Source organism: Mesorhizobium sp. M0185 (assembly GCF_040322175.1).
Lineage (GTDB): Bacteria > Pseudomonadota > Alphaproteobacteria > Rhizobiales > Rhizobiaceae > Mesorhizobium.
The window spans coordinates 24,398-47,988 of sequence record NZ_JAMYSY010000005.1 but is presented as its reverse complement, the minus strand read 5'-3'; the positions used below and the strand labels follow the sequence as shown (position 1 = coordinate 47,988).

Here is a 23,591-nt window from a genome sequence, read left to right as displayed (position 1 = left end):
GAAACGCACAAATACATGGTTACACAAACCAGCATACGCTATTTCAAGGACAGCAAACATTCCTGGGGAGGAAGCTGGATGGCGTCACACTACCACGAGGTCTATGACGACTGGAAACGCGACTCGGAAAAATTCTGGGCCGATGCCGCGGGCGCAATCGACTGGTTCTCGCCCTTTGAGACGGTGTTCGACGCCAATGCCGGCGTCTATGGCAGGTGGTTCATTGGCGCCTCGTGCAACACCTGCTTCAATGCCGTCGATCGTCATGTGGCGGGCGGCCGTGCCGACCAGATCGCGTTGATCCATGACAGCGCGATTTCCGGCACAATCAGGAAGTTCACCTATACCGAGTTGAAGCGCGAGGTGATCGCGCTGACCTCGGTGCTCAAGAATCGTGGCATCCAAAAAGGCGATCGCGTCATCATCTACATGCCGATGGTGCCGGAAGCAGCCTTCGCCATGCTTGCCTGTGCGCGGATCGGCGCCGTGCATTCGGTGGTCTTCGGCGGCTTTGCCTCGCATGAGCTCGCCACCCGTATCGACGACGCCAAGCCGAAGCTGATCATCTCCGCTTCCTGCGGCCTGGAGCCAGGGCGCGTCGTTGCCTATAAGCCGCTGCTCGACAAGGCGATCGAGATGTCGCGGCACAAGCCGGAAAGCTGCCTTATCCTGCAGCGCGACCAACTGCGCTGCGAACTCAGGGAAAACCACGATATCGACTATGCCGACGCCGTGGCGCGGGAGCGGGCCGCGGGTGCCAATGTCGACTGTGTTCCGGTGCTTGCCACCGATCCGCTCTACATCATCTACACGTCGGGCACGACCGGCCAGCCGAAGGGAATCGTGCGTGACAATGGCGGCCATATGGTCGCGCTGAAATGGTCGATGGAAAACGAGTTCGGCGTCAAACCGGGCGAAGTGTTCTGGGCGGCTTCCGATGTCGGCTGGGTGGTCGGCCATTCCTATATCGTCTACGGCCCGCTGCTGCATGGCTGCACAACGATCCTGTTCGAGGGCAAGCCGGTCGGCACGCCCGATGCCGGCACCTATTGGCGTGTGATCGCCGAGCATGGCGTCGTCGCGCTGTTCACCGCGCCAACCGCCTTTCGCGCTATCAAAGGACAGGACCCGAAGGGCGAATTCGTCCCGAAATACGACCTGTCCAAATTCCGGACGCTGTTCCTCGCCGGCGAGCGCGCCGATCCGGAAACCATCAAATGGGCGGAGCAGAAATTGACCGTGCCGGTGATCGACCATTGGTGGCAGACCGAGACCGGCTCGCCGATGACCATCAACCCCGCCGGACTGGGCCTGCTGCCGGTCAAATACGGCTCGCCCGGCGTGCCGATGCCCGGTTATGACATCCGCGTGCTCGACGATGCCGGGCATGAGGTCAAGCGTGGTACGCTTGGCAATGTCGTGGTGAGATTGCCGTTGCCCCCCGGCTGCCTGCCGACGCTGTGGAATGCCGACGAGCGGTTTCGCCAAGCCTATCTCGACGAGTTCCCCGGCTTCTACAAAACCGCGGATGCCGGCATGATGGACGAGGACGGCTATCTCTATGTCATGGCTCGCACCGACGACATCATCAATGTCGCCGGCCACCGGCTATCGACCGGCGCCATGGAGGAGGTTGTGGCCGCGCATCCCGACGTCGCCGAATGCGCCGTCGTCGGTATTGCCGATGCTATGAAAGGCCAGGTTCCACTCGGCTTCGTCGTGCTGAATGCCGGCGTCGACCGCGACGCCGGCATCATCGAAAATGAGGTTGTCACCCTGGTGCGCGAACGGATCGGCCCGGTCGCTGCCTTCAAGACGGTGGTGACGATCAAGCGCCTGCCGAAGACGCGCTCTGGCAAGATCCTGCGCGGCACCATGCAGAAGATCGCCGACAAGGAGGAATGGGCCATGCCGGCAACGATCGACGACCCGGCCATCCTCGACGAGATCACCGCCGCGCTGAACCGGCGCAGCATCGGCCTGTAAGGGGCGCCGAGTTGCGTCCGAAGCTCCGGTATGGAACGACCGGCGCGGGACGTGGTATCCACGCGCGGTGTCGTCATGTTGTTTCGGAATCGAGACGCACCCACAGCCATGCGAGATGCCATACGTGACCCTGTTCCAGCGATCGAGAAAGCCCCAGGCCGCGGCACGCCAGCGGCTGGAGATCGATATGCGGGGCGCAGTCGTCTATGCGATCGGCGACGTGCATGGCTGCTACAAGGAACTCCGCGCCCTGGAGCAGAAGATCCTGCTCGATTCGGCGCCCTTCGAAGGGCGCAAGCTCATCATCATGCTTGGCGACTACGTCGATCGTGGACCCCAGTCGGCGCGTGTGCTCGATCATCTGCTGGCGCCACCGCTCCGTGATTTCCAGCGCATCTGCCTTGCCGGCAACCACGAAGTCGTGATGCTGAACTACGTCGACGGGATCATTTCGAGAGAGTCGTGGCTGGCAATAGGCGGCCTGCAAACGCTGTTTTCCTACGGCGTCGACCCGTCGCGCATGGCCGATCTCTATGGGTCAAGCGAGGAGGTCGACAAGCGCATTCGGGAAGTCATTCCAGCCGACCACATTAGCTTCATGCGCGCGCTGCCGGTCATGGTCTGTTCGGCGAAATTCGTGTTCGTCCATGCCGGCATCAGGCCCGGCATCGACCTCGCCGCGCAGGACGAAGACGACCTGCTGAATATCCGTTCGGACTTCTTCGACGCTGCGCATCTTCTCGACCGCTATGTCGTGCACGGACATACGCCGGTCGACACTCCGAAGCTCGAGGGACGCCGGCTTGGCATAGACACCGGCGCCTTCCAAACCGGCCAGCTGACCGCCCTCAGGATCGTCGACAACCGCGCCAGGTTGATATTTTCTTGAGCGCGATGTCGTCGCTCAGGCGGCTGCCTTGGTGCGCGCTTCCGATTTTTCCAGATAGTAGCTCGAATATTTGTCGAAGAATTTTTCCGAGCCGCCGATCGCGCCATATTTGGCCAGCTTCTTCAGTTCGACCTTGTTCAGCACCGCGCCAATGATCTTCTTGGCGATGTAGGGCTCCGAGCTGAGCATGGATTGCACCATCGCACGCGGCGTGCGTCCCCACTCGGTGACCAGCACGAAGCCGTCGACAAGCGGAGCGAAGGCCTTGGCGTCGACGACAGGCCCGAGCGGCGGCAGATCGACGATGATGTATTCGAAGGTTTCCTTGGCGTTATCGATGAAACGCCGCATGCCGGCTGAAGACAGAAGCTCGCTGGTATGCGAAAACTGGCCACGCAGGACGGCCGGGATGATAGCCAGCTTGGTCTGCCGGTCGATCTTGCCGACCGACTGCCATGTCTGCCCGCTCACCACAGCTTCCATCAGGCCCTGCTCGGCCTCCATACCGAGGCTGCGGCTGAGGCCGGGATTGCGCAGGTCGCCATCGATCAGCAGCGTTTTCGATCCGTTGACGGCAAGCAGCCCGGCAAGATTGGCCGCCACCGTCGACTTGCCCTCGCCGGGAAGCACCGAGACCACGCCGATGACCCGGCTGCCCTGGCCCTCCATCACGACGTCGAAAGCGATCTTGGCGTTGCGCAGCGTCTCGGAGAACATCGATGCCGGGGCATCGACGGTTACCCGCATCCGCGCACGTTTTTCGGCTGCCGACAATGTTTTGGAGGGCTGGGATTTGGAGGACTTGGCGGACTTGGATTCAACGACTTTGACGTCAGGCTGACCGCCATTGCGCTGGTCATCCTTACCAGCCTTGCCGATGACCGGCAGGTAGCCGAGGAATTTGAGGCCCACACGGTCGCGGACATCCTCGCCGGTCCTGAAGAAGCGTTCCCTGAATTCATTCAGGCCACCAACCCCTGCCCCCAGCATCATGCCAAGCGCCAGCGAAAGCCCCAGCACGATGGCTGTGCGCGGGGTTGCGGCCGACTGCGGCATCGTCGCGTCCGAGATGACCCGGATCTTGCCGACCGGGAAGGATTGCTGCTGGGCGGCCTCCTCATAGCGGTTCAGGAACGTCTGGTAGAGCGTCGACAGCGCCGTCGCCTTTTGGTCCAGCTCACGCAGCTTGACCTGCGACTGGTTGTCGATGGAGCTCTTGCCAGCCGCCAAGGCGACATTTGCGCGGAGCGCGGTTTCGCGCGCCAGAGCGACCTCGTATTCGTTGCGGTAGCTTTCGGTCAGTTGCTTCAGCTCGCCGAAAATCTGCGCCGATATGTCGGCCTTCTCCTTGGCGAGCGCGACGGCCTGCGGATGTTGCGGGCCGAAATTGGCTTCGACATCCTGCTGCCGCTTGGATACGGTGAGATAGCGGTTCTTCAGCGTCGTGATGACCGAGCTGCTCGGTTGGTCGTTCGATATCGCAGCGTCCTTGAACGCATTGTCCGAGCCGCTTTCGACGATCGACTTGTACTGCTGATAGCGGGCGCCGGCACGTGCGGTATCGGCCTGCGCGACGATCAGCTGGGTGTTGAGATCGGACAATTGCTTGTCGCTGATCAGCTGGCCGTCATTGACGGCCAATCCGTGTTCGGCCCTGAACTTTTCGACCGCCAGTGCAGCCGCCTGGGAGCTCTCACGAAGCTCGGTCAGCCGGCCTTGCAGCCAGACCGCCGCCCGCTCGGTCGCGTCGAAGCTGGCATCAAGTTGATCGGCTAGATAGGCATCGGCATAGGCCTTGGTGATGGCGGTCGCAAGCGCCGGATCGGTCGCCTGAAAGGAGATGCTGATGACAAAGCTCCGGCCGATCCGCTCGGCATCGAGTTGGGTCTGCAGTTTGAAGATTGCGTAGTCACGGGGCGATGAGGATGCGGTGATCGCGTCACGCGTCGCAGCATCAAGCTGAGTGACATCGGTTGTGCTAGCGGCGCGCTTGGGGCGGACAGACTGGACGATACCGCGCACAAAGCCAGCAACCTTCGACAGGGCCGATGTCGGAGGGTTCATGAAAGCGTCGTTCTGATCGAGCTTCAGCTTGTCGACGACCACCCCAGCCAGCCTGGCCGACTGTAGTATTTCGATCTGGCTCAGAACGGCGGAGTCGGTCTGCATGCTGACCGACGCCGCCGAAATGTCGTCGACGACCTTGTTCAATCCTTCGTCGATCAGCACGCTGCTCGTCGCCACATAGGTAGGAGGCGTCGTCTGCAAATAGAGCACGCCGAGAAAGAGACCGATGACGGCGCAGGCGGCAACCACTTTCGCCTGCCGCGCGGCCATGCCAAGCAGGCGCTCGATGTCGATGAAGTCTTCGGCGTTTGCCGCATTAGAAGCCGGCAATGGCGTCCTCTTGTCGACAGGAAAATTGGCATAGTTCATCTTCGGTCCAATTCTAGTTTGCAGGCGCTACCGCCTCGAAGGTCGGGACATAGGGTGCAAACCTTGCGCCGGACAGTGCGCGTCGCGCGCGGCGCAACGGCCTGTCCTGCGTCATCAGCCGCACCCACAATGCCTCGAAAAAATGGGCATTATGCGGCTTCTTCCCGACGCTGATGCGACCGGACGAATTCCTGCAGCATCTCGAAGATCGGGCCCTTCATGTCCTCCCGCGCCAGCGCGAAAGCGACATTGGCCTGAATGAAGCCCTCCTTCGAACCGCAGTCGAACATGCGGCCGTCGAAAGGCTGGGCGAAGAAGGCCTGGGTCTGTGCGAGACGCACCATTGCGTCGGTCAGTTGTATCTCGTTGCCGGCGCCGCGCTGCTGGCTGGCCAGCAACGAGAATATCTCGGGCTGCAGGATGTAGCGGCCGTTGATGTAGAAGTTCGATGGCGCGTTGGCAGGAGCCGGCTTTTCGACCATGGCCGTCACCTCGAAGCCCGTGCCGACATCCGCGCCGCGCCCGACAATGCCGTATTTGCTGGTCTCGGTCGGGTCGCAACGCTCGACGGCAATAACGTTTGCGCCAGTCTGCGCATAAAGATCGGCGACTTCGGCGAGACAGCCGCGCCCGCCAAAGGATACCATGTCCGGCAACAGCAACGCGAAGGGCTCGTCACCGATGACTTCGCGCGCGCACCAGACGGCATGGCCGAGGCCTTGCGGCGACTGCTGGCGGATGAAGCTCGTCGCGCCGGCGACGGGAAGCAGGCTTTCAAGCGATTCGAGTTGCGCCTTCTTGCCGCTCTGCTCCAGGGTTCCGATCAGTTCAGGATGCAGGTCGAAATAGTCCTCGATCACCGCCTTGTTGCGGCCGGTGACGAAGACGATGTGCTCGATGCCGGCCTCGAACGCCTCGTCAACCGCATATTGCACGACAGGCCTGTCGACCACCGGCAGCATTTCCTTCGGCATGGACTTGGTCGCCGGCAGGAACCGCGTTCCGAGCCCCGCCACCGGTATGACTGCCTTCCTGACTTTTTTCATTGCATGTTCCTTCTGAGGAGATCGATTTCAACCCTGTCGCAGGCGGCGAAACTGTCTTCATTCACCTGCAGCCCTTCACCTCCCCGCCACCACGGCAAACTGTGCCGCTACCCTTCGCAGCCGGACGGCGATCGGCATGCTCATATGCCGAACCGCCGCCGGATCGCTGAGCGCCGTCCATATCGCCTTGAGCGGGGACCGCGCCTTGATGTGCTGGACCAGCGACAGGAATGATGCCGCCCTGCGCAGGCTGCGAGCGCGCCTGGCGAACGCCGCCTCGGCCGCAGCATCCATGGAACGGGTCGCGGCGAAGGTGGCATCGGCCCTGCGCATCGCCTCGACGTGATGAAGTTCGAGCACCCGGGAGATGGAACCGGTGCGAATGTGGTAGATATAGCCCGTCGTCGGCTCGACGACGCATTTGCCGCCTTTAGCCAGAGCACTGGCCAGGAGGATATAGTCTTCGCCAATGATCAGGCTTTCATCGTAACGAAGCCCGTTCTCGTTCAGGAACCGGCGCTGGAAGATCGGCTTGAGGTAGCCGAGATTGAACCTCGATTCGAAGAGGACGTTACCGCCGATGAAATCCGCCAGCGAGATTGAACCGAGGCCTTCCAGATAGTCGGCCGGGAACATCGTCTCTTCGGCAACGCCATCCTCGCGAACGACCTGCAGATTATCGACCGCGATCTCGGCGCCCGCTTTCTCCGCGCGTTCGATCATGGTGCAGAGTCGCCCGGGATAGACTGCGTCGTCCGAATCGAGGACCGCGACCCACCTGCCGCGGGCAAGCTCAAGGCCGGCATTCCTGGCGCCGCCGGGGCCACGGTTTTGCTCAAGCGCGACAACGCGTACGATGTCTTCGGGGTAGGATCTCGCCAGGTCGAGCGTCCGGTCGCGCGACTTGTCGTCGACGACGATGACCTCGACGCTGATATTGCGCTGGGCGACGGCGCTGGCAATCGCCCGATCGATGGTCGCCTCGGCATTGTAGGCGGCAATCACGAAGCTCACGTCAGGCTGCACGCTTGCCCCCTTGCTGCGGCGAAGACAGGCCGTATTGGCGGATTTCACGAACCCCGACGAGGCCGCTGACGACGCCGACATGCATAATGCCGCGAAGCAGGCTGCGGTTCCGGCGTACGGGGTCGATGGCGACCGGAATTGCCGACAGGAAACTGTAGGCGGCCTTTGCCGCGGCAATGCCGACCTGCTTGAGCCGGGCAAGGCCGTGTGTGTTGCGCCCCAGAAGATGACCGTGCGTCTGCCCAACGCGGAACCGGCGGCGGCCGAGCCAGTCGAATGCCGCCCTGGCAGGTGGCACCGCTTCGTCGACCCAAGCCTCCGGCGAAAAGGCGATGCGGCCGCCGGCCTTGACCATCTGGTCGAAGAATTCCGTATCTTCGCCGCCGGTCTGGCCACGCGCCAGGCTGAAGCGCCGGCCGCGCAGGCTCTCAGCGCCAATCCTGAGCAGGACGTTGCAGGTGTAGCCGGTGCGGATTTCGCCGCTCACCCAGACCGGCAAGGTCGAGTGGAAATCGCCTTTGCGCATCCAGGCGGGCGCATCCGGCAGGTAACGGGCTTGCACCGGCCCAAGCACCGTCGCAGCACCTGTTGCTTCCGCCGTCGCCACCAGTTCGGCAAGCCAGCCAGCGGTGGCCGTCTCGTCATCGTCGATAAAGGCGACGAAATCCGCCGCACTGGTATCGAGGCAAGCGTTGCGCGCGATCGAGATGTTTCGGGCCGGGGCGTGCCGGTAGGTCACCGGCAGCTTCAACTTCGCAGCCAGCGTCGTCACCATCTGTTCGGCCGTCGGCGTATCGTCGTTGTCGGCGATGATAACACCGACGTCGAATCCCGCGGGCATATCCATGGCCGCTATGGAGCGAAGCGTGTCGGCAAGCTCCGGCCGGCGAAATGTGCAGACGCAGATATCGATGCTTCGATTTTTCCTGACCGGGTCCATCACGCTACCCCGCGCTGCGGTCGCGGTGCGAGCAGTTGCAGCCAGAAACCGACCGACCAGCCGAAATGCATGACCATTGCCGAGACCCCGGCCAGCGCAATGTCGGCTTTGCGCTGGCTGACGGCGGTCCAAAAGCCGTAGCCGAGGCAGACCGACGCCCATAGCAAAAGCGGCACGGCCGCCAGCCAGTGGACGAAGGAAAAGGCGGCGAGAAGAACCACGGGGAACACCAGAAGCGGCACCATCTGCCGGATCTTCGGGATCATGCGGTGCTTGAGAACGTTCTTCGCCCGGCCACGGCCATAGCCGAGATATTGAAAATAGAGGCCCTTCAGCGAGGAGCGCGGGTAGTAGACCATTTGCGTCTTGCCGGTCATCCAGATGCGGTAGCCGGCCTGGCGGAGCCGATAGTCGAGTTCGGCATCCTCATTGTGGCTGAAGGTTTCGTCATAGCCGCCGACCGCGGTGAACGCCGATATCCGTATCAGTGCGTGGTGGCCATGATCGACCCATTCCCCCGCCGAAAGATGCCGGTGCTTGGAACCGCCGGTGCCGAGCCTGGAGTTCTGCGCCGCTGCCGCTGCTTTCTGAACCATGCCGCTGCCACTGGTCAGCATCGAGACGACGACCGAATCCGCACCGGTGGCCTGCGCTTCTTCGACCAGCCGGTCGCAATAATCCGCGGGATAGCCGCCATGCGCGTCGATGCGAATGAGATAGTCGACGCCTTCCCCGAACCTGGCGACGGCGAGATTGATTGCCGCGCTCTGCAAGCGCTTTTCATTGTGCAGCAGGATCACCCGCTGATCTTTTGCGGCGATGTCCGCGACCATCGTCCTGGTGCCGTCCGTGCTGCCGCCATCGGCAACGATGATCACCGCGCCCAGCCTCTCGGCCGCAGGGCGGAGCTCTCGAAGCAACGCGCCGATATGGGCCGCCTCGTTCAGGCACGGAACCACGATCGTGCAGGATGGAATTTCGGTTTGCGTCATCGGCAGTCCTTCTATGCCAATGCTTCGGCAGCATATGGACCGGGAGCCGCAGTCAGCCCGCGGAGCTTTTCGACGAGCGCCCGACAATCGGCGCGGTCGTAGCTCCAGGTGCGCGGATTGCGGGCGAGAACACGCGCCCTCAATGTCCCGAACCGATGCTGCTCCATCGTGCCGACGGCGACTTCGAGCGCCTCGGGCGTGGCTTCTGGCAAAAGAACCCCTATGCCTTGCCGGTCGAGGAACCGGCCGGTTTCGGTGGCTCCCATCGAAATCGGCACGGCTCCGAAGCGGCAGCCCTCATAGAGCCGGTTGGGCAGCAGCCATTCGGAGTTCAGGCCCTGCTCAAAAAAGTCGATGGCCCAGGAAAAGTGGACCTCGCGGTAGATCGCCGCCATATCCTCGGGATTGCGGTAGGGCCCGCCAAACGAGAGCCAGGGTTCCGATTCGACGAAACCGTGGAAATCGGGAAATTCGGACAGCGCCGGGCGGCCCCTGAGGACGATTTCAAAGCGGCCGTCGAGGCGGCGCGAAAATTCGGCCAGAAGCTCCAGGGAACGGCGGCAGCGGAGCGCCCCGAACCAGCCGATCCGCCAAGGCGGCGCTACGGGGTTCTCCGGCGCCGCGCGGTCATCCAGCGAGGCCGCGGCTGGCTCGAAATACTTGTTTTCGAGCAGTTCGACTGGGGCGGCAATCTGCCCGAACGGCTTGAAATAGTTGGCGATGAAGGCCGGAGAGCTGGTCACCAGAAGCTTCACATCCCTAGCCAGGAAGCGTTCTGCGCCGCGCATCGCCCATCCCAGCGGATCGTCGCGAAGCAGCAGGCGATGGATATCCAGGCACTCGTAGACGATCGGCACCGTTGCCTGGAAAGCCGATCTGGCGCGGCGGGCAAGCGCCAGCATTTCCAGATTGCGCGCGACAATGAGGTCGGGCCGTGGCATTGAGCCCAGCTTCGAGCCGGTCGAGACAACTGCCTTCATGATCGCGGCCAGACGTTGGGCGAATCGGCCATCACGAGTCGGGCCGAGATCGATCGGCTGCAAGCCCTCGACATCAGCAACTGCGCTTGCCGTACGACGAAAGCCCGCCAGCGTAACCTGGGCGCCGCCTGCCTTGAGCATTATGATCCGCCGGCGCACTGCCGGGTCGGAGACGTCGTGTACCAAGTACAAGACATGCAGCATGAAAACTCGACCGCTGTTGGCCCGCCCGCGACAATGCTAGTACAGCTCTTGCTGCATCGCAACATTTTTGGTTGCAGCGTAGCAAAGATCCCCGTTTTTTGTTGCACTGCAAAATCGATGGGTTAATCTCGCTCTGCTTGGGCCACATGGACCGCGCGTTGGCCTGCCATCGGGCTGCGCGCCAATAATCACGACGCGAGGACCATCCTTGGCGTGCAGCATTTTCGGCCAACCCGCCTGCAATCCGCCCTTCGCACCCGTCGATGGAAGCACGGGACTACTCACGAAATGAGGTCATTCCATGAAGATCGCGGTTGAAAACACCGTCTGCCTGAATACCGGGGATGCAGCGATTCTCCTGGCGATCCGCCATGTTTTCAAGACGATCGTGCTAGACGATATCCAGTTCTACGTCTTCGACAGCCAGCCGGAGGTGGCGGCGAGGCTCTACACGAAGAAAGAGTATCCTGATCTCGAATTCCACAAGCTGCTGTCGGAATCGCTGTTCCGCTACAAATACGGCAGCGGGCTGAAGAACCTGTTCAAGCCGATCTACAATCGGCTCGTCCTCAATGCCCTGCGGCGGTTCGGCTTCCGCGGAGTTCTCGGGCGTTTGTTCAACTCAAGCAATCGCCGTGGTCTCGAGATCTACAAAGACGCCGACCTCGTGGTCACGACAGGCGGAACCTATCTTGTCGAGACTTACAATCTGGAACGGCGACTCAATCAATTCCGGATCGACGCGATTCTGGGGAAGGACCCCGTCTTCTTCACGCAATCGCTCGGCCCGTTCAACAAAAGTTACAATCGCCAGGAGTTGAGCCCAATCTTCGATCGGAGCCCGCTCATCCTGCTGCGCGACGAACGTTCGCGAGGTCACATTGTGGACATGGTGAAAGACCCCGGCAAATGCCACGTCGTGGCCGACGCTGTCTTTGCCCTGGCCGATACTGACAGGATCGGAAAAATTCTGGCCTCCGGTCGGTCGGCGACCGTCACCGGCCGCGTCGCCATTTCAGTCCGTCACTGGAACTATGTCAGCGACGGCGAGGGCGGCATGCGCCGCTACATCGACTCGATCCGCGCGATCGCGACCATCCTGGTCAGGGACCACGCCAAGGAGGTCACCTTCGTCTCCACCTGCCAGGGCGTGCCGGAATACGCCCATGATGATTCCAAGACGGCGCGGGCTATCGTTGCCGAACTCGATTCGGAGATCGCCAAGCATGTCAGCGTGGACGCTTCGTTCCACACGCCGGAGCAACTGATGGCACTGGTGAAAGGCTTCGACTTCGTTGTCGCAACGCGCATGCACATGATGATCATGTCGCTCTGCGTCGGCACGCCGGTGCTGCCGATCGCCTATGAATTCAAGACCAAGGAACTTGCCAAGCGGATCGGCGTCGCCGACCTGCTGCTCGACATCGACACGGTGACGCCCGAGGAAGCGAGCGAGAAGCTCGGCAGACTTACCGCCAATCTCGACCTCTATCGCAGGACGAGCCTTCAGGCAGTGCTTGAGGAGCATGCGTCGGCGATGTCGGCAGGTGAGCTTTTGAGGCCGGTGATTGCCGGCCTAGCGGGCGTTGCGCATGGCGCCGGAAAGCGTGGTGAACAGGGCGCTGCGCGACTGGCGAAGGGCAAGCATGAGGACCAGGCCGATCGAATAATTGAGGGCAACCGCCAGGACCACCGCGAGCAGGTCTGACTGGCCGGTCAGCGATGCCGGCAACTCGCGGTACACGGACCAGGCAAGCAGCGATGACGCGATGAAAAGCCCCTGCATGACCAGGAAGTCGGCTGCGGTCACCGGGCCGACCCGATGGACAAGAACGGCAAGTACCGGGACGCGCAGCACATAACCACTGATCGCATAGGCCGCCGCGACACCGACGGCGCCCCAGTGCAGGCCGATGATGAAGGCGGCGACCGTCGTCAGCGACGAGTAGATGCCCCAATGGAACATGGTCTTGGTCTTGCCCTGGCAGATGAAGATCCAGCCGGTGGTGCTCGAGACGGACTGGATCAGGCTGGCGATGCCCAGCCAGGCGAAGATCGGCGCCACCGCTGTCCAGCGCTCGCCGAAGAGAAGCCCGACGACCTGGTCCGACGTCAGCGTCAGCGCCGCGATGCCGGGCATAGTGATGGCCGCCAGCATCCAATTGGTTCGCACATAGATGTCGCGAAACCGCGGCTTGTCCTCATGGATGCGGCTCAGCAGCGGCACCATCACGCGTGTCAGCGGCTGGTTGATGTTCTGCAGCGGAAACAGCAGGAGCTTGTAGGCGCGGTCATAATAGCCGAGCTCGATCGCGCCCGAATATTTTCCGATCAGGATGTTGTCGAGATTGCGCGAGAAGACGTTGGCCAGATTGAAGCCGGTCAGATTGGCGCCGAAAGACAATATGTCGGTATCGACCTTCAGGTCCGGCCGCGAAGGCGTCCAGCGCGCCACCTGCCATGCCGCGGCCAGCGCGACAACAGCCGAAACCGCCGGGCCAATGACCAGCGACCAGTAGCCCAGCCCCGCATAGGCGGCGATTGCGGTAGTCGCAAGTCCGGCAGCGGCGGTAATCACATCGTTCAGCGCGAGCTGGCCAAAGCGCAAGTGACGGTTCATCAGCGCCAGCGGCACCGCCGCGAGGCTGCCAAGCAGCAGCGGCAAGGCAGAGCCGATGGTGATCCCGACCATGCGTTGATCGCCATAGAAGGCAGCGATGGCGGGCGCCAGGCATGCAACCACCACGGCACTGCCCAGCCCCACCAGCGCACTGATCCAGAATACCTGGTTGAGCTGCTCGGTACTGATGTCCTTGCGCTGGACCACGGCCTGCTGCAGGCCAAGGTTTTGAAGCAGCCCGACAAAGGCCACGATCGGCCCGACGGAAGCCACCAGGCCGAAATCCTCGGGCACGAGCAGACGCGCAAGCACGATGACGGAGAGAAACTGGATCGCCATCTTGAAGCCTTGCGCGCCGATCGTCACCACGCCGCCGCGCAAGGCGACGCGACCGAACTGGGGGGGCGGGTTGGCGTTCATGCCGGCTGCCTGGCTTCGGCCAGTTGAGCAACGATCTCCGCAAAACGTTCGTTGAGTACGTCCGCGTTGAAATCCTGCTCGATCTTGCGGCGCGCCGCACGTGCGATGCGCTCGCATTTGTCCGGGTTCTCGGCCACCCAGACAAGCTTGCGGGCCAACGCCGCAACGTCTCGCTCCGGTGCGAGGAAGCCTGTCTCCTGATCCTCGATCAGTTCGGGAATGCCCGAGTGATAGGTGCTGACGACGATCAGCCCGGCGGCCATAGCCTCCATAAGCGCCACCGGAATACCCTCGAGATCGCCGTCTCGCGCGGCAACGCTAGGCAGCAGGAATACGTGGGCATTGCGCAGGCGCTGCTTGACCTCGGCGTGCGGACGCGGCCCGAGGAAAGTCACCCGGTCGGCAACGCCGAGATTTGCGGCGAGCTTCTTCAACTCTTCCAGCAATTCGCCGCCGCCAATCACCGAATAGACCCAGTCGCGCCGCGGCAGGCTGGCGAGCGCGCGAAGGGCGAATTCGATGCCCTTCTTTTCGGTCAGCCGGCAGACCGAGATGAAGGACAGCGTGTCCCGGTCCCAGGAACGCCAATGGTAGCCGATCTCACCGGGCCGCACGCCCATATGGTGAACCATGACTTGCGCCGGGGGTGCTCCGACGCCGATCAGGGCATCGCGGAAAAACGCGTTCACCGGGAGCTGGAGAACGCCCTTGTCGAAGACAACCTTGTAGCGCGTGAGCGTGTTGTCATGCAGCGGTTCGCCGACATCGCGGCCGTGGAATATGGTCAACAGCGGAGCGGAAATCCGGCCTCGTTTCATGGCGCGGGCGACGCGCATGCCGTTATTGCCGAAATGCGCGACGATCACATCGGCGTTCTGCAATTTGCGCGCAAAAGCGATGTCGATAGCGGTCGAGAGCTTATCCCAGAACCTGCCCGACCATCTCCTGAGCGTCGGGCGAAAGCGCCCCAGCCCGCCCCACCAGCAGACGACCTTGCCAGGGAGAGCCTGCCAGCGGCGATCGTCGATGTTGCTGTCCTTGCCGAAGGACGTCTCGTTGCAGACGACGCCGACTTGCATGCCGCGCTCGAGGCACCCTTCTATCTGGTCGAGGACGAAGGTCTCCGACAAAGAGGGGAACTTATCAACTACGAAGCAAATCTTCATCGGATGGACGATCTTTCGAGGCCGGTCGGCGATCTGCTCGCGCGGATGAGGGCTGACGCCCGTCGCCACCGTGCGAGGCGCCTCAAGCGTCTGGTGTTGTGCGTGTCGTTGTCGCAAGGCAGCTCCCACCCCGGTCAGGCGCGAGAGCCGGCTTTTGGGCAACGTGCATGGTTTTGGACGAAATGCATCAGGCGGCACGCTCCAGCGCGCCTTGCCTGGCGTTGTCGAGAACGCGGAGGAAGGTCGCGAACTGGCTGTCGGGGTTCATTTGCGGCCGCTCCGAAAACAGCTGCGCCGCCGCCGACAGCCGATCGTACTCGGCCTTGTCGCTCCATAGTCGCCTGACCGCGGCGACCCAGTCGTCGAGCGGTGCGTCATAGTCGAGCACCACGCCGCCGGCGCCAATCGCTTCCGGCAGGCCGCCGCGACGGGACCCGACGACTGGAATGCCGCTGCAATGGGCCTCGGATGCCACCCGCCCCCAGGCCTCTTCCCATTTGCTGGGCGCCAGCAGAATCTTGGTGCGGCCATAGACGGTCTTCATGTCGCTAGTGCGGCTTTCCAGCCTGACGTTGCGCAGCGGGGCGATGATCTGTTCGATCTGCGCCCGATGGTCGTCGTCGAGCTTCCAGCTTTCGACGAACAGGAACGGGATTTCGGGGCATTGGCCGGCGATGCGCACGGCGAGTTCGAACCCTTTTTCATTGTAGGGATTGATCAGCGTGACGAATTCACCGGTGGTCGGCGTGCTGTAGAGCCCGGGATTGATGGTCGGCGGGATCACGGTCGAATCGATGCCGAACCTTTCCTTATATGTGCGCGCAGTGAATTCGGAGTTGGCGATATAAAGCGCCGAATGCAATTCGCGCAGGTCGCCGGCCAGTTCGTGGAATTCGACGTTCCGCAGATAGACCACCAGCGGCACGCCGAGTGCCTGCAGCGCCTTTCCGATCGGCACCGATTTGTGGCACTGCACGACGGCGACATCGGGATCGAGCCGTTCGACCGCGAAGCGCGCCGCCTCCCAGGGAAACCATGCCCGCACGACCGGATAGCCGGGATAGCTGTCGATGACCGCTCGCTGACGAAGCAGCTTCATCTTGGCGCGCGCCTTGAAGCCGAACATGCCGTCACCGAACAGCGCCGCCAGAACCGAGGCGTCATGACCGTGCTCGCGCAGCTGCTCGACCAGATGGTGCGTGCTCGACTGAACGCCACCGCTGAACTGCGGTGTGTAGCCGTTGCCGCCTGCAAACAGAACTTTCATGGACCTGGCTCCTTGCTGGACCGCCCTAGCGTCACGCCGCCATTCTGCCGATGCTGTGGTATTCGATGCCGTGGCGGGCGATGACCTTGGGGTCGTAGAGATTGCGTCCGTCGAAGATGACGGGCGTGGTCAGCGCGTTCTTCAGCGCATCGAAGGACGGCGCGCTGAAGCTCTTCCACTCGGTCACGATCAAGAGCGCGTCGGCGCCTCGCAGCGCGGCCTCCTTGGTGCCGCACAGTTGCAGGTCGTCGCGCAGCCCGTAGATCGCCTGGCATTCCTGCATCGCCTCCGGATCATAGGCCTGCACATTGGCACCGGCGGCCCAGAGCGCTTCCATCAGCGTGCGGGCCGGGGCCTCGCGCATGTCGTCGGTATTGGGTTTGAAGGCCAAGCCCCACAGCGCAAATGTCTTGCCTTTGAGATTGCCCTTGAAATAGCGGTCCACCTTCTCGAACAGGACCGACTTCTGCTGGTTGTTGCGCTCCTCGACGGCACGCAGCAGCTTGGCGTCGAACTTGACGGCCTCGGCGGTCTTGATCAGGGCACGCACATCCTTCGGGAAGCACGAGCCGCCATAGCCGAGGCCCGGATAGATGAAGTGGTAGCCGATCCGCGGGTCGCTGCCGATGCCCTTGCGGACCTCCTCGATGTCGGCGCCCAGTTGCTCGGCTAGGTTGGCCATTTCGTTCATGAAGCTGATCTTGGTCGCCAGCATGCAATTGGCCGCGTATTTGGTGAACTCGGCACTGCGCACGTCCATCACGATCATCTTTTCGTGGTTGCGGTTGAACGGCGCGTAGAGTTCGCGCATCACCGCCTCGGTGTCCTCGTTGCTGGTGCCGACGATGATCCGGTCGGGCTTCATGCAGTCGCTCACAGCGGACCCTTCCTTGAGGAATTCCGGATTGGAGGCGACGTCGAAAGCCAGATCCTCGCGCCCGCGCGCCTTCAGCGTTGCGGCGATCCTGGCCTTTATCCTTTCGCAGGTGCCGACGGGCACGGTCGACTTGCCGACGACGATCTTGGGCTCGTCCATCTCACGACCGATGGCCTCGGCGACGGCCAGCACATATTTGAGGTCGGCCGAACCATCCTCGCCCGGCGGCGTGCCGACGGCGATCATCTGGATCTGGCCATGCTTGATCGCCGCGGCGGCGTCGGTGGTGAACTTGATGCGGCCGGCGGCATGGTTCTCCTTGACCATGTTTTCGAGCCCAGGCTCGAAGATCGGGACATGACCCTGGTTGAGCCGCTCGACCTTTTTTGCATCGATGTCGACGCAGACCACCTGATGGCCGACTTCGGCAAGCACCGCCGCCTGTACAAGACCGACATAGCCGATTCCAAAGACAGTCAAATTCATTCGGTTTCATTCCTGTTCAAGGTTTCGGGCCTTTTCGAGCTTCGGGTTTCCGACCACCTTCGGGCCGGCCGGTTCAGATGCGCTTCTAGTTTGTGTTGCATGCCAGCGATTCGGGGAATTGGCAGGGCTGGCCAAGTGCGGTGAATGCAACGCGATCCACCTGCATGGTGAGCTTGCGGCCGGGATCGGAGAACGGCCCCATCCAGCCCTTCATCGTATCGCTGCCCCACAGGCTGAAATAGATCCTTTGCGAATGGGTGGGCAGCTTCGCCGGATCGGTGATCTCGTGGACAAGCTTGCCGTTGACGTACCAGCGCAGCCGGTCCTTTTCCCAGACGAAGGCGTAGTCGTTGAAGGCCTTGTCGGTGCCGCCAGCGACGTCGACCAGTTTCTCGTTCTTGCCTTTGCCGGCTATGTAGGCGTTGACCTGAACCTTGGACGTGTCCTTGGTCAGCACCTCGAAGTCGATTTCATCATGCGGCTGCTTGTCGGCATCGCCGACGAAGCTGAAGAATGCCGCGTTGACGCCGGAGCCCGTGTCGGTCTTCATCCGCGCCTCATAAGTGCCGTAGCCGAAGCGCTGCTTGGTCTGGATCTCGGCGCAGGCGAATTCGCGATCCTTCAGCTTGCGCTTCTCCAAACCAAGCGTCAGCATGCCGTTGGAAAGCCCGATCAGGCTTTTGGACCAGGTACAGTTTTGATGCTTGCCGTTCGTCCAGCCGTCGGAAATGTACCAGCGCGCGCGACTGAGGCTGGTGAAATCATCGACAAAGGACGGCGCGGTTGGGAGATCCTGGGCGCGCACGGGGACCAGGCCCGCAACCATGCTGCCGAGAACGACCAGCAGAAACGCGCCGTCTGAAAGGAGCCGCTGCAGCTTGCCTGGGATCGGGCGCGTGAACGGGGTGCCGCGGGTTGCCGGGGCGGACGTGCTTTTAGGATCTGTATTCATATCAAACTCACCTTGTGCTGTGCGCCCCCAAAGCGATCGTTCGAACCGTGACGAAACAACCTGATCTTGACCTCTGTCGCTCCCAAGCTCCGTGTTGTGCCTAAAACCATTGCGCCGACCCGGGGTGTTCGCTCAGCCTGTGCCGGAATCGGCGGGCTTCACAACATCGGTCCTTATGTCGGGACCGTTCTGCCGCTTCTCGTCGAAGATTTCATCCAGCGAATGACGGAGATCCTTCATCATCTGCATCTGGCGCGACAGCGCTGCGATGCGCCGCTCGCAATTCAGAATCGACCTGGTCAGTTCGCCGACTTCGGAAGACCTGCGAGAGGAGACCGCTCCGTTCTCCATGGCCTCGACCAGAAAGGCGGCATTGGTAGCCGTCGTCCTGTAGCGGTTCTCAAGGCCGCTCTTCTCCGCCTCGACTTCGGCCGAGATCTGGTCCAGCAGCTTTGCCAACCGATCGAGGCGCGAGGTGTCGGTCTGCGTGTCGCGCGCCGGATCTCTCGATCGGAAGCGAAAGATCGAGGCCATGCAGTCAGCGCCCCATCATCGTCGAGCTGGTGAACGGCCTTAGTGCGCGTCCACATTCAACAGACATTTCTTGCATCGTCCAGCTCCTCCGACAGGGTATGTCTCGGGCCAGTTCGGTTGGCCGTCCAAAATTGCTGCACCGCAACATAGATTGCCATTCCCTGCGCGGATAGGCAACCACCTAGATCGTAAACTCATGAATCTCGTTGAAACGGTCCGAGCCGACCGAAGGGTAAGGGAGTAGCTACCGCCGTCGCACGTTGACGGGCCTAGCTTTCGCTGGCCGTGCTGGTTCCGGCCATGAGGAAGCGCAGCGGCGGCACATGCTGACGCTTCGCGGCGAGGCCGGCGCGGCGAAACAGCGCATCCAGCTTATCGGAGGCGACGCCGCGGACGACGGCTGTGAGGTTGGACGAGCCGGCCAAGGCGTAGGCCGCGGCCGGCGCCAGCCCACGCTCAGCCTTCACGTCTAAAAACTTCCGCAACCGGTATTTGTCGCGGATGTGCCGCTCGTGCCTTCTCAGCGCAGCCTTCGATGCCTCCGGCAAACTGTCGATCGCAAGCAGCGCCAGGTCGGCATCGGCCAGATGCTTCAGGTCCTGGGTCTTGTGCCGTCCGCTCAGCGAATCGGCGCGCACGATCGCGCCGTAGCCACAGGATTTGATGACCTTGAAGCGCGCGCCATGGGCAACCGCGCGCGCATAGAGTTCATAGTCTTCACCCAGGCGCAGCTTCTCGTCGTAGCGCAGCCCATGCCGATCGAGAAAGGCGCGGCTGATCACCGGCTTGAGGAAGCCCAGTTCCCCGCGTTGCACACGGCGCCTGGAGATGTTGGCGTCGATGAAACCCTCGAAATCGAGGAATTCCGGCTCGGGCGAGAACGGTGGAGCAACGATTTTCGAAACGTCGGTTGCCGCGTCATCCCTGACAAGCATGATGTTGTCTGCGGCGAAATCCCAATCGGTGCTGGCGAACAGTCTGTGAAACCTGCCTTCGAAAAAGAAATCATCAGCGTCCAGAATGCTGATGAACGGCGACCTGGAACCGGCTATCGCGGCGTTGCGTGCAAACGATGGGCCGCGATTGACGTCGAAGCGGATGACGGAAAGGCGGCCCGTGCCGTCGCCGGCCGCATGGGCGACTTTCGCGGTATCGTCGGTAGACGCGTCGTCGACGACGACAACTTCCGCAACCTCAGGCTCGCGTAATGCCGATGCAATGGCAGCCGGGATTGTCCGCGCCGCATTGCGGGCGGCGATGATCACGCAGACCTGGAATGATGTCATGAACATGCCTCTCGATTGCAGAAGTCGTTGCGGATTTCCTCGCCCCGTCCGCTCAATGCCCCACCGCCCATTCTGAAATGCATCGGCCCAAACGCCTATGCTGCAAGTGCGAAGCAAGCATCGCCAAAATCATCGGCGCCGTCCAGTTTTTCATTTTGCTGGGTGTCATGGCCCGGTTGGGCAGGCGGCGAGCCTCAATCGGGATGGCTCCAGAAATGCGCCGCTTGGCAGAGCCGTTCCTACACGCTCCATCAGAGCGCTCGACTGGCAGAAACCAGTTGCTGATCCTCGCCGACCGGACGGCGGCGGGGCGGAGCGAGCGCGTCGAGGCCCGCAGTGTCAAGGAATTGAAAGAGCAGGAATGCCGACTGCCGGTGTCGTTTGAGGCGAGCAATTCGTCAGAGGACCGGCGAGCTTAACCACAGGTCACATGGACATCGCAGACCGCGACCAGGCCCGAAATCAGTGAAGGCCTCTCCTGGCGCTGAGTTTCTCGCCTTCGGCCGCTTCGTTCGAACTCAGCTTTCGTTCAGCGTCGCGGATTTTGTCGGCCGGGGTCGGGGCATTTCTGGCAACCATGGCAAAGACCAGCAGAAAATAACCCAGTTGGATGACTATAGCGCAGCCGATGACACGAAACAGCGTCGTACCGAGCGAGGCGCCGCCCAAATAGGACCAGACGATCACGATCGCCAGCGCAAAACACATTCCGATAATGAACTTTGGCAGTGACATACCCGATAGCCCATCAACCGGCTCGGGAAAAAATGTCGACAAGCCCACCCCGAGCACCTCCCTTAAACTCTGCGAGCTTATTTAGGTTGCCCGCTTCTGGCCGGTTGCTTCCGGCCTAGCCCAATCTGTCCATAGTCCGACAGAAACAATTTGCAACTCTATTGAGCCGCGCAATAGGCGGCAAGGGCAGCTGCGGAATAAATTTTAAACGAATCCTCGGGATCGACTCCGCCATGGTGCAACGCACACGTCGGCATCACCACTGATTGCCGGATATCGACTCGCTCCAGTATGATTCATAATATTGAATAGTATTTTATCATAACATCAGTCATTATCTTGAAATTCTAAATGACGGCAAAGCTCCACAGGAGGGTATAAAGAGCGATTCGCCTAAAATCAGCCCAAAAATTGGACTAGCTTTTCCAAAATTGCCCATAATCTGTCTCTTTTGCGACATAAATGGGAAATTTTGTGCAGGACGAGTTTATTATTTAGTCAGTTCATGACGCGACTATTACAGCCGTCTGAGAAATTGTGTGTTGCGCTGCAACATTTTTTTGGTATCGTGCGGTAAACCATCCGTTCAACGTATGGAGTTTACGCATGAGGGACGTAGCCAAGCCGGCCGATGCGGATTTTTCGCAGGCCGGCGTCGATTTTCCGCCACCGATTGGCGGCCTGCTCAAACGCAGCTTCGATATTGTCGGTTCGCTGATCGGCCTGGTCGCTCTCAGCCCGCTGTTCGTAATGATAGCGCTGCTTGTCAGGTTTTCCGATGGCGGGCCGATTTTCTATGGTCACAGCCGAATCGGCCGCGGAGGACGGATTTTTCCGTGCCTCAAGTTCCGCACCATGGTTGCAGACGGCGAGCGGGTGCTTGCTGCCTATCTCGCCGCGAATCCGGAGGCCAACGCCGAATGGATAGCGACCCGCAAGTTGAAGAACGACCCGCGGATCACGCGCGTCGGAGCGGTGCTGAGGAAGCTCAGCCTCGATGAGTTGCCGCAGATCATCAACATCCTGCAGGGGGATATGAGCCTGGTCGGGCCTCGTCCCGTGGTGCGCGATGAGCTGGAGATATATGGCAATTCGGCCGTCTATTACCTGAAATCGCGCCCCGGCCTCACCGGGCTCTGGCAGGTCAGCGGACGCAACGATGTTTCGTATGACAGCCGCGTCGCATTCGACAGGCACTATGTCGAGAACTGGTCGATGTTCGAAGACATTCGCATCATCATCAAGACCGTACCTGCGGTCTGGATGTCGCGAGGCTGCTACTGACGGCCGCTTGCTGGCCGTGCATCGAGGAGCGGCTGTCCAGAATTCGGGCCCGGAACTCAGGCCCCTAACTCAGGCATCGGCAGCTCATCGGGCGGGGCAAACCAGATCGGAAACGCTCAGTTGAAAGCAGATATAATCGATATCTTTTGCACCGGCATTCTCTCCAGACGCATGCGGCGAGTACGGCTTTTGACGACTTGCCTTACAATGGCGACCGGCCTGACCCTGTCGCTAGCCTTGCCACAGTTTGCCTTCGCCGACGACTATCGGCTTGGAGCACAGGACAAGCTGACCATCCGCGTGGCGGAATGGCAGACCGTCGAAGGCACGTTCCGTGACTGGTCGGCCATCAATGGAGAATACACGGTCGGCCCCGCTGGAACCTTGTCGGTTCCCTTCGTCGGCGAGATGCCCGCATCCGGCAAGACGACTTCGGAGATCGCGGCATCGCTCGGCGAGGCGCTGCAGCGCAAGCTCGCTCTGGCCGACAAGCCGGAGGCTTCCGTCGAAATGGCGCAGTACCGGCCATTCTACATCTCTGGCGAGGTGCAATCGCCCGGCCAGTATCCTTGTGTGCCTGGGTTGTCCGTGCTGAAAGCGATGAGCATTGCCGGCGGAGCCCGGCGGAACCCGGAGAGCGGACAGCGCTACGACCGCGACCTGATCAATGCCAAGGGCAATTTCGACGTACTACAAGACCAATTGGTCAGGCTGACCGTCAAGCGCGCCCGCATCGAAGCGGAACTGGCGGACAAGCCGACATTCGCGGTGCCGAAAGAGGTGGCCGACGATCCGAAGCTGCCCAGCATCGTTGCCGATGAGACGGCGATCCTGGCGGCCGACCAGAAGAAACTCAAGCTGCGCTTGCAGGCGCTCGACGATTTGAAGGCGCTGCTGCAGAGCGAGATCGATTCGCTGCAGAAAAAGATCGTCAACCAGCAGAAGCAGGTTGATCTGGCGAAGGAGCAGCTCAACGGCATCGGCTCGCTGGCGCAAAAGGGCCTGGTCGTCAACACGCGGGTTTTGAACTCGCAGCAAACCATCGCCGACCTCGAGGGCCAGATCCTGGATTACGAAACGGCGATTCTCACGGCCAAGCAGTCGATCAGCAAGGCCACCCAGGACGCCATCGATCTCGAGAACACCCAGAACTCCAGCCTCGCGACCGACCGGCAACAGACGGAAGCCGATCTCAACGAGGCGACGCTGAAGCTGAATATGGAAAAGGCCTTGATGTCCGAAGCCTTGTCGGGCAGCCCCATGCCGCAATTCTACGGCAACAACGAACCAGCGGCCTTGTCATTTTCCCTGGTGCGGGTGGTCGACGGCAAGACCAGCGAAATCACCGCCGATGAAGACACGCCGGTGCTGCCAGGGGACGTGATCAAGGTCAAACCGGCGCCCATGGCCATCCAGTAGCTTCTTTCCACCGGAGCAAAGCACCAACCCCGCAGGCAGCGGTCTG

General features: G+C 61.5%; 19 protein-coding genes and 1 pseudogene. 6 read left to right on the top strand and 14 right to left on the bottom strand.

Translation table 11 applies throughout. From position 1 onward, the window contains the following. Positions 1 to 78 precede the first annotated feature (78 nt). Positions 79 to 1,986 carry a propionyl-CoA synthetase gene (locus NKJ20_RS05950; RefSeq protein WP_352743048.1) on the top strand — a complete coding sequence of 636 codons (1,908 nt, stop codon included), beginning with the start codon at positions 79 to 81 and terminating at the stop codon, positions 1,984 to 1,986. Positions 1,987 to 2,173: 187 nt separating this feature from the next. Continuing rightward, positions 2,174 to 2,875, top strand: a complete 702-nt coding sequence (locus NKJ20_RS05945; protein WP_352743046.1) for a metallophosphoesterase family protein — start codon at positions 2,174 to 2,176, stop codon at positions 2,873 to 2,875. A gap of 15 nt (positions 2,876 to 2,890) precedes the next feature. Here the strand turns inward: NKJ20_RS05945 and NKJ20_RS05940 are convergent, their stop codons facing one another. The 6 genes from NKJ20_RS05940 to NKJ20_RS05915 all read right to left on the bottom strand — a co-directional run bounded on the left by NKJ20_RS05940 (position 2,891) and on the right by NKJ20_RS05915 (position 10,499). Continuing rightward, positions 2,891 to 5,311, bottom strand: coding sequence for a polysaccharide biosynthesis tyrosine autokinase (locus NKJ20_RS05940; RefSeq protein WP_352454691.1), 2,421 nt, complete (start codon positions 5,309 to 5,311; stop codon positions 2,891 to 2,893). Positions 5,312 to 5,460: 149 nt separating this feature from the next. Beyond that, a complete protein-coding gene (locus tag NKJ20_RS05935) occupies positions 5,461 to 6,357 on the bottom strand; it encodes a UTP--glucose-1-phosphate uridylyltransferase (protein ID WP_023676320.1) in 897 nt (298 codons plus the stop codon). 75 nt (positions 6,358 to 6,432) lie between these two features. Then, on the bottom strand, positions 6,433 to 7,383 hold the full coding sequence (locus NKJ20_RS05930) for a glycosyltransferase family 2 protein (protein ID WP_352743045.1): 951 nt from the start codon (positions 7,381 to 7,383) through the stop codon (positions 6,433 to 6,435). Beyond that, positions 7,373 to 8,323: a glycosyltransferase family 2 protein gene (locus tag NKJ20_RS05925; RefSeq protein WP_352743044.1), complete on the bottom strand. Its 951-nt coding sequence runs from the start codon at positions 8,321 to 8,323 to the stop codon at positions 7,373 to 7,375. The genes NKJ20_RS05930 and NKJ20_RS05925 overlap by 11 nt, the downstream gene beginning before the upstream one ends. Continuing rightward, positions 8,323 to 9,315: a glycosyltransferase family 2 protein gene (locus NKJ20_RS05920; protein WP_352743043.1), complete on the bottom strand. Its 993-nt coding sequence runs from the start codon at positions 9,313 to 9,315 to the stop codon at positions 8,323 to 8,325. The genes NKJ20_RS05925 and NKJ20_RS05920 overlap by 1 nt, the downstream gene beginning before the upstream one ends. Before the next feature lie 11 nt (positions 9,316 to 9,326). Continuing rightward, the gene (locus NKJ20_RS05915; RefSeq protein ID WP_352540408.1) at positions 9,327 to 10,499 is read right to left on the bottom strand and encodes a glycosyltransferase family protein; all 1,173 of its coding nucleotides are present in this window, start codon (positions 10,497 to 10,499) and stop codon (positions 9,327 to 9,329) included. 301 nt (positions 10,500 to 10,800) lie between these two features. On the opposite strand from NKJ20_RS05915, the pseudogene NKJ20_RS05910 reads away from it, so the two are divergent. Continuing rightward, positions 10,801 to 11,853, top strand: a pseudogene (locus tag NKJ20_RS05910) (polysaccharide pyruvyl transferase family protein); the annotation flags it as partial. Positions 11,854 to 12,075: 222 nt separating this feature from the next. Here NKJ20_RS05910 and NKJ20_RS05905 read toward each other — a convergent pair. From NKJ20_RS05905 to NKJ20_RS05875, 7 genes are all read right to left on the bottom strand, one after another. Next, positions 12,076 to 13,539: a lipopolysaccharide biosynthesis protein gene (locus NKJ20_RS05905; RefSeq protein WP_352743041.1), complete on the bottom strand. Its 1,464-nt coding sequence runs from the start codon at positions 13,537 to 13,539 to the stop codon at positions 12,076 to 12,078. Further along, a complete protein-coding gene (locus NKJ20_RS05900) occupies positions 13,536 to 14,822 on the bottom strand; it encodes a glycosyltransferase (protein WP_352743040.1) in 1,287 nt (428 codons plus the stop codon). The genes NKJ20_RS05905 and NKJ20_RS05900 overlap by 4 nt, the downstream gene beginning before the upstream one ends. A gap of 70 nt (positions 14,823 to 14,892) precedes the next feature. Further along, positions 14,893 to 15,972 (bottom strand): glycosyltransferase, encoded by a 1,080-nt coding sequence (locus NKJ20_RS05895; RefSeq protein ID WP_352448452.1) that lies wholly within the window; start codon positions 15,970 to 15,972, stop codon positions 14,893 to 14,895. A gap of 31 nt (positions 15,973 to 16,003) precedes the next feature. Beyond that, positions 16,004 to 17,335, bottom strand: a complete 1,332-nt coding sequence (locus tag NKJ20_RS05890; RefSeq protein WP_352448451.1) for a UDP-glucose dehydrogenase family protein — start codon at positions 17,333 to 17,335, stop codon at positions 16,004 to 16,006. Positions 17,336 to 17,420: 85 nt separating this feature from the next. Continuing rightward, positions 17,421 to 18,287, bottom strand: a complete 867-nt coding sequence (exoK, locus tag NKJ20_RS05885) for an endo-1,3-1,4-beta-glycanase ExoK (protein WP_502894792.1) — start codon at positions 18,285 to 18,287, stop codon at positions 17,421 to 17,423. Positions 18,288 to 18,419: 132 nt separating this feature from the next. After that, a complete protein-coding gene (locus NKJ20_RS05880; RefSeq protein ID WP_352743037.1) occupies positions 18,420 to 18,821 on the bottom strand; it encodes a hypothetical protein in 402 nt (133 codons plus the stop codon). A gap of 269 nt (positions 18,822 to 19,090) precedes the next feature. Further along, positions 19,091 to 20,113, bottom strand: a complete 1,023-nt coding sequence (locus NKJ20_RS05875) for a glycosyltransferase family 2 protein (protein WP_352448449.1) — start codon at positions 20,111 to 20,113, stop codon at positions 19,091 to 19,093. 272 nt (positions 20,114 to 20,385) lie between these two features. On the opposite strand from NKJ20_RS05875, the gene NKJ20_RS05870 reads away from it, so the two are divergent. Further along, a complete protein-coding gene (locus NKJ20_RS05870) occupies positions 20,386 to 20,526 on the top strand; it encodes a hypothetical protein (protein ID WP_352448448.1) in 141 nt (46 codons plus the stop codon). 43 nt (positions 20,527 to 20,569) lie between these two features. Here the strand turns inward: NKJ20_RS05870 and NKJ20_RS05865 are convergent, their stop codons facing one another. Beyond that, on the bottom strand, positions 20,570 to 20,890 hold the full coding sequence (locus NKJ20_RS05865; protein ID WP_352454700.1) for an exopolysaccharide production repressor protein: 321 nt from the start codon (positions 20,888 to 20,890) through the stop codon (positions 20,570 to 20,572). 558 nt (positions 20,891 to 21,448) lie between these two features. On the opposite strand from NKJ20_RS05865, the gene NKJ20_RS05860 reads away from it, so the two are divergent. Then, a complete protein-coding gene (locus tag NKJ20_RS05860; protein ID WP_352448447.1) occupies positions 21,449 to 22,126 on the top strand; it encodes a sugar transferase in 678 nt (225 codons plus the stop codon). Between the two features lie 207 nt (positions 22,127 to 22,333). Continuing rightward, a complete protein-coding gene (locus tag NKJ20_RS05855) occupies positions 22,334 to 23,545 on the top strand; it encodes a polysaccharide biosynthesis/export family protein (protein WP_352448673.1) in 1,212 nt (403 codons plus the stop codon). Positions 23,546 to 23,591 lie beyond the last annotated feature (46 nt).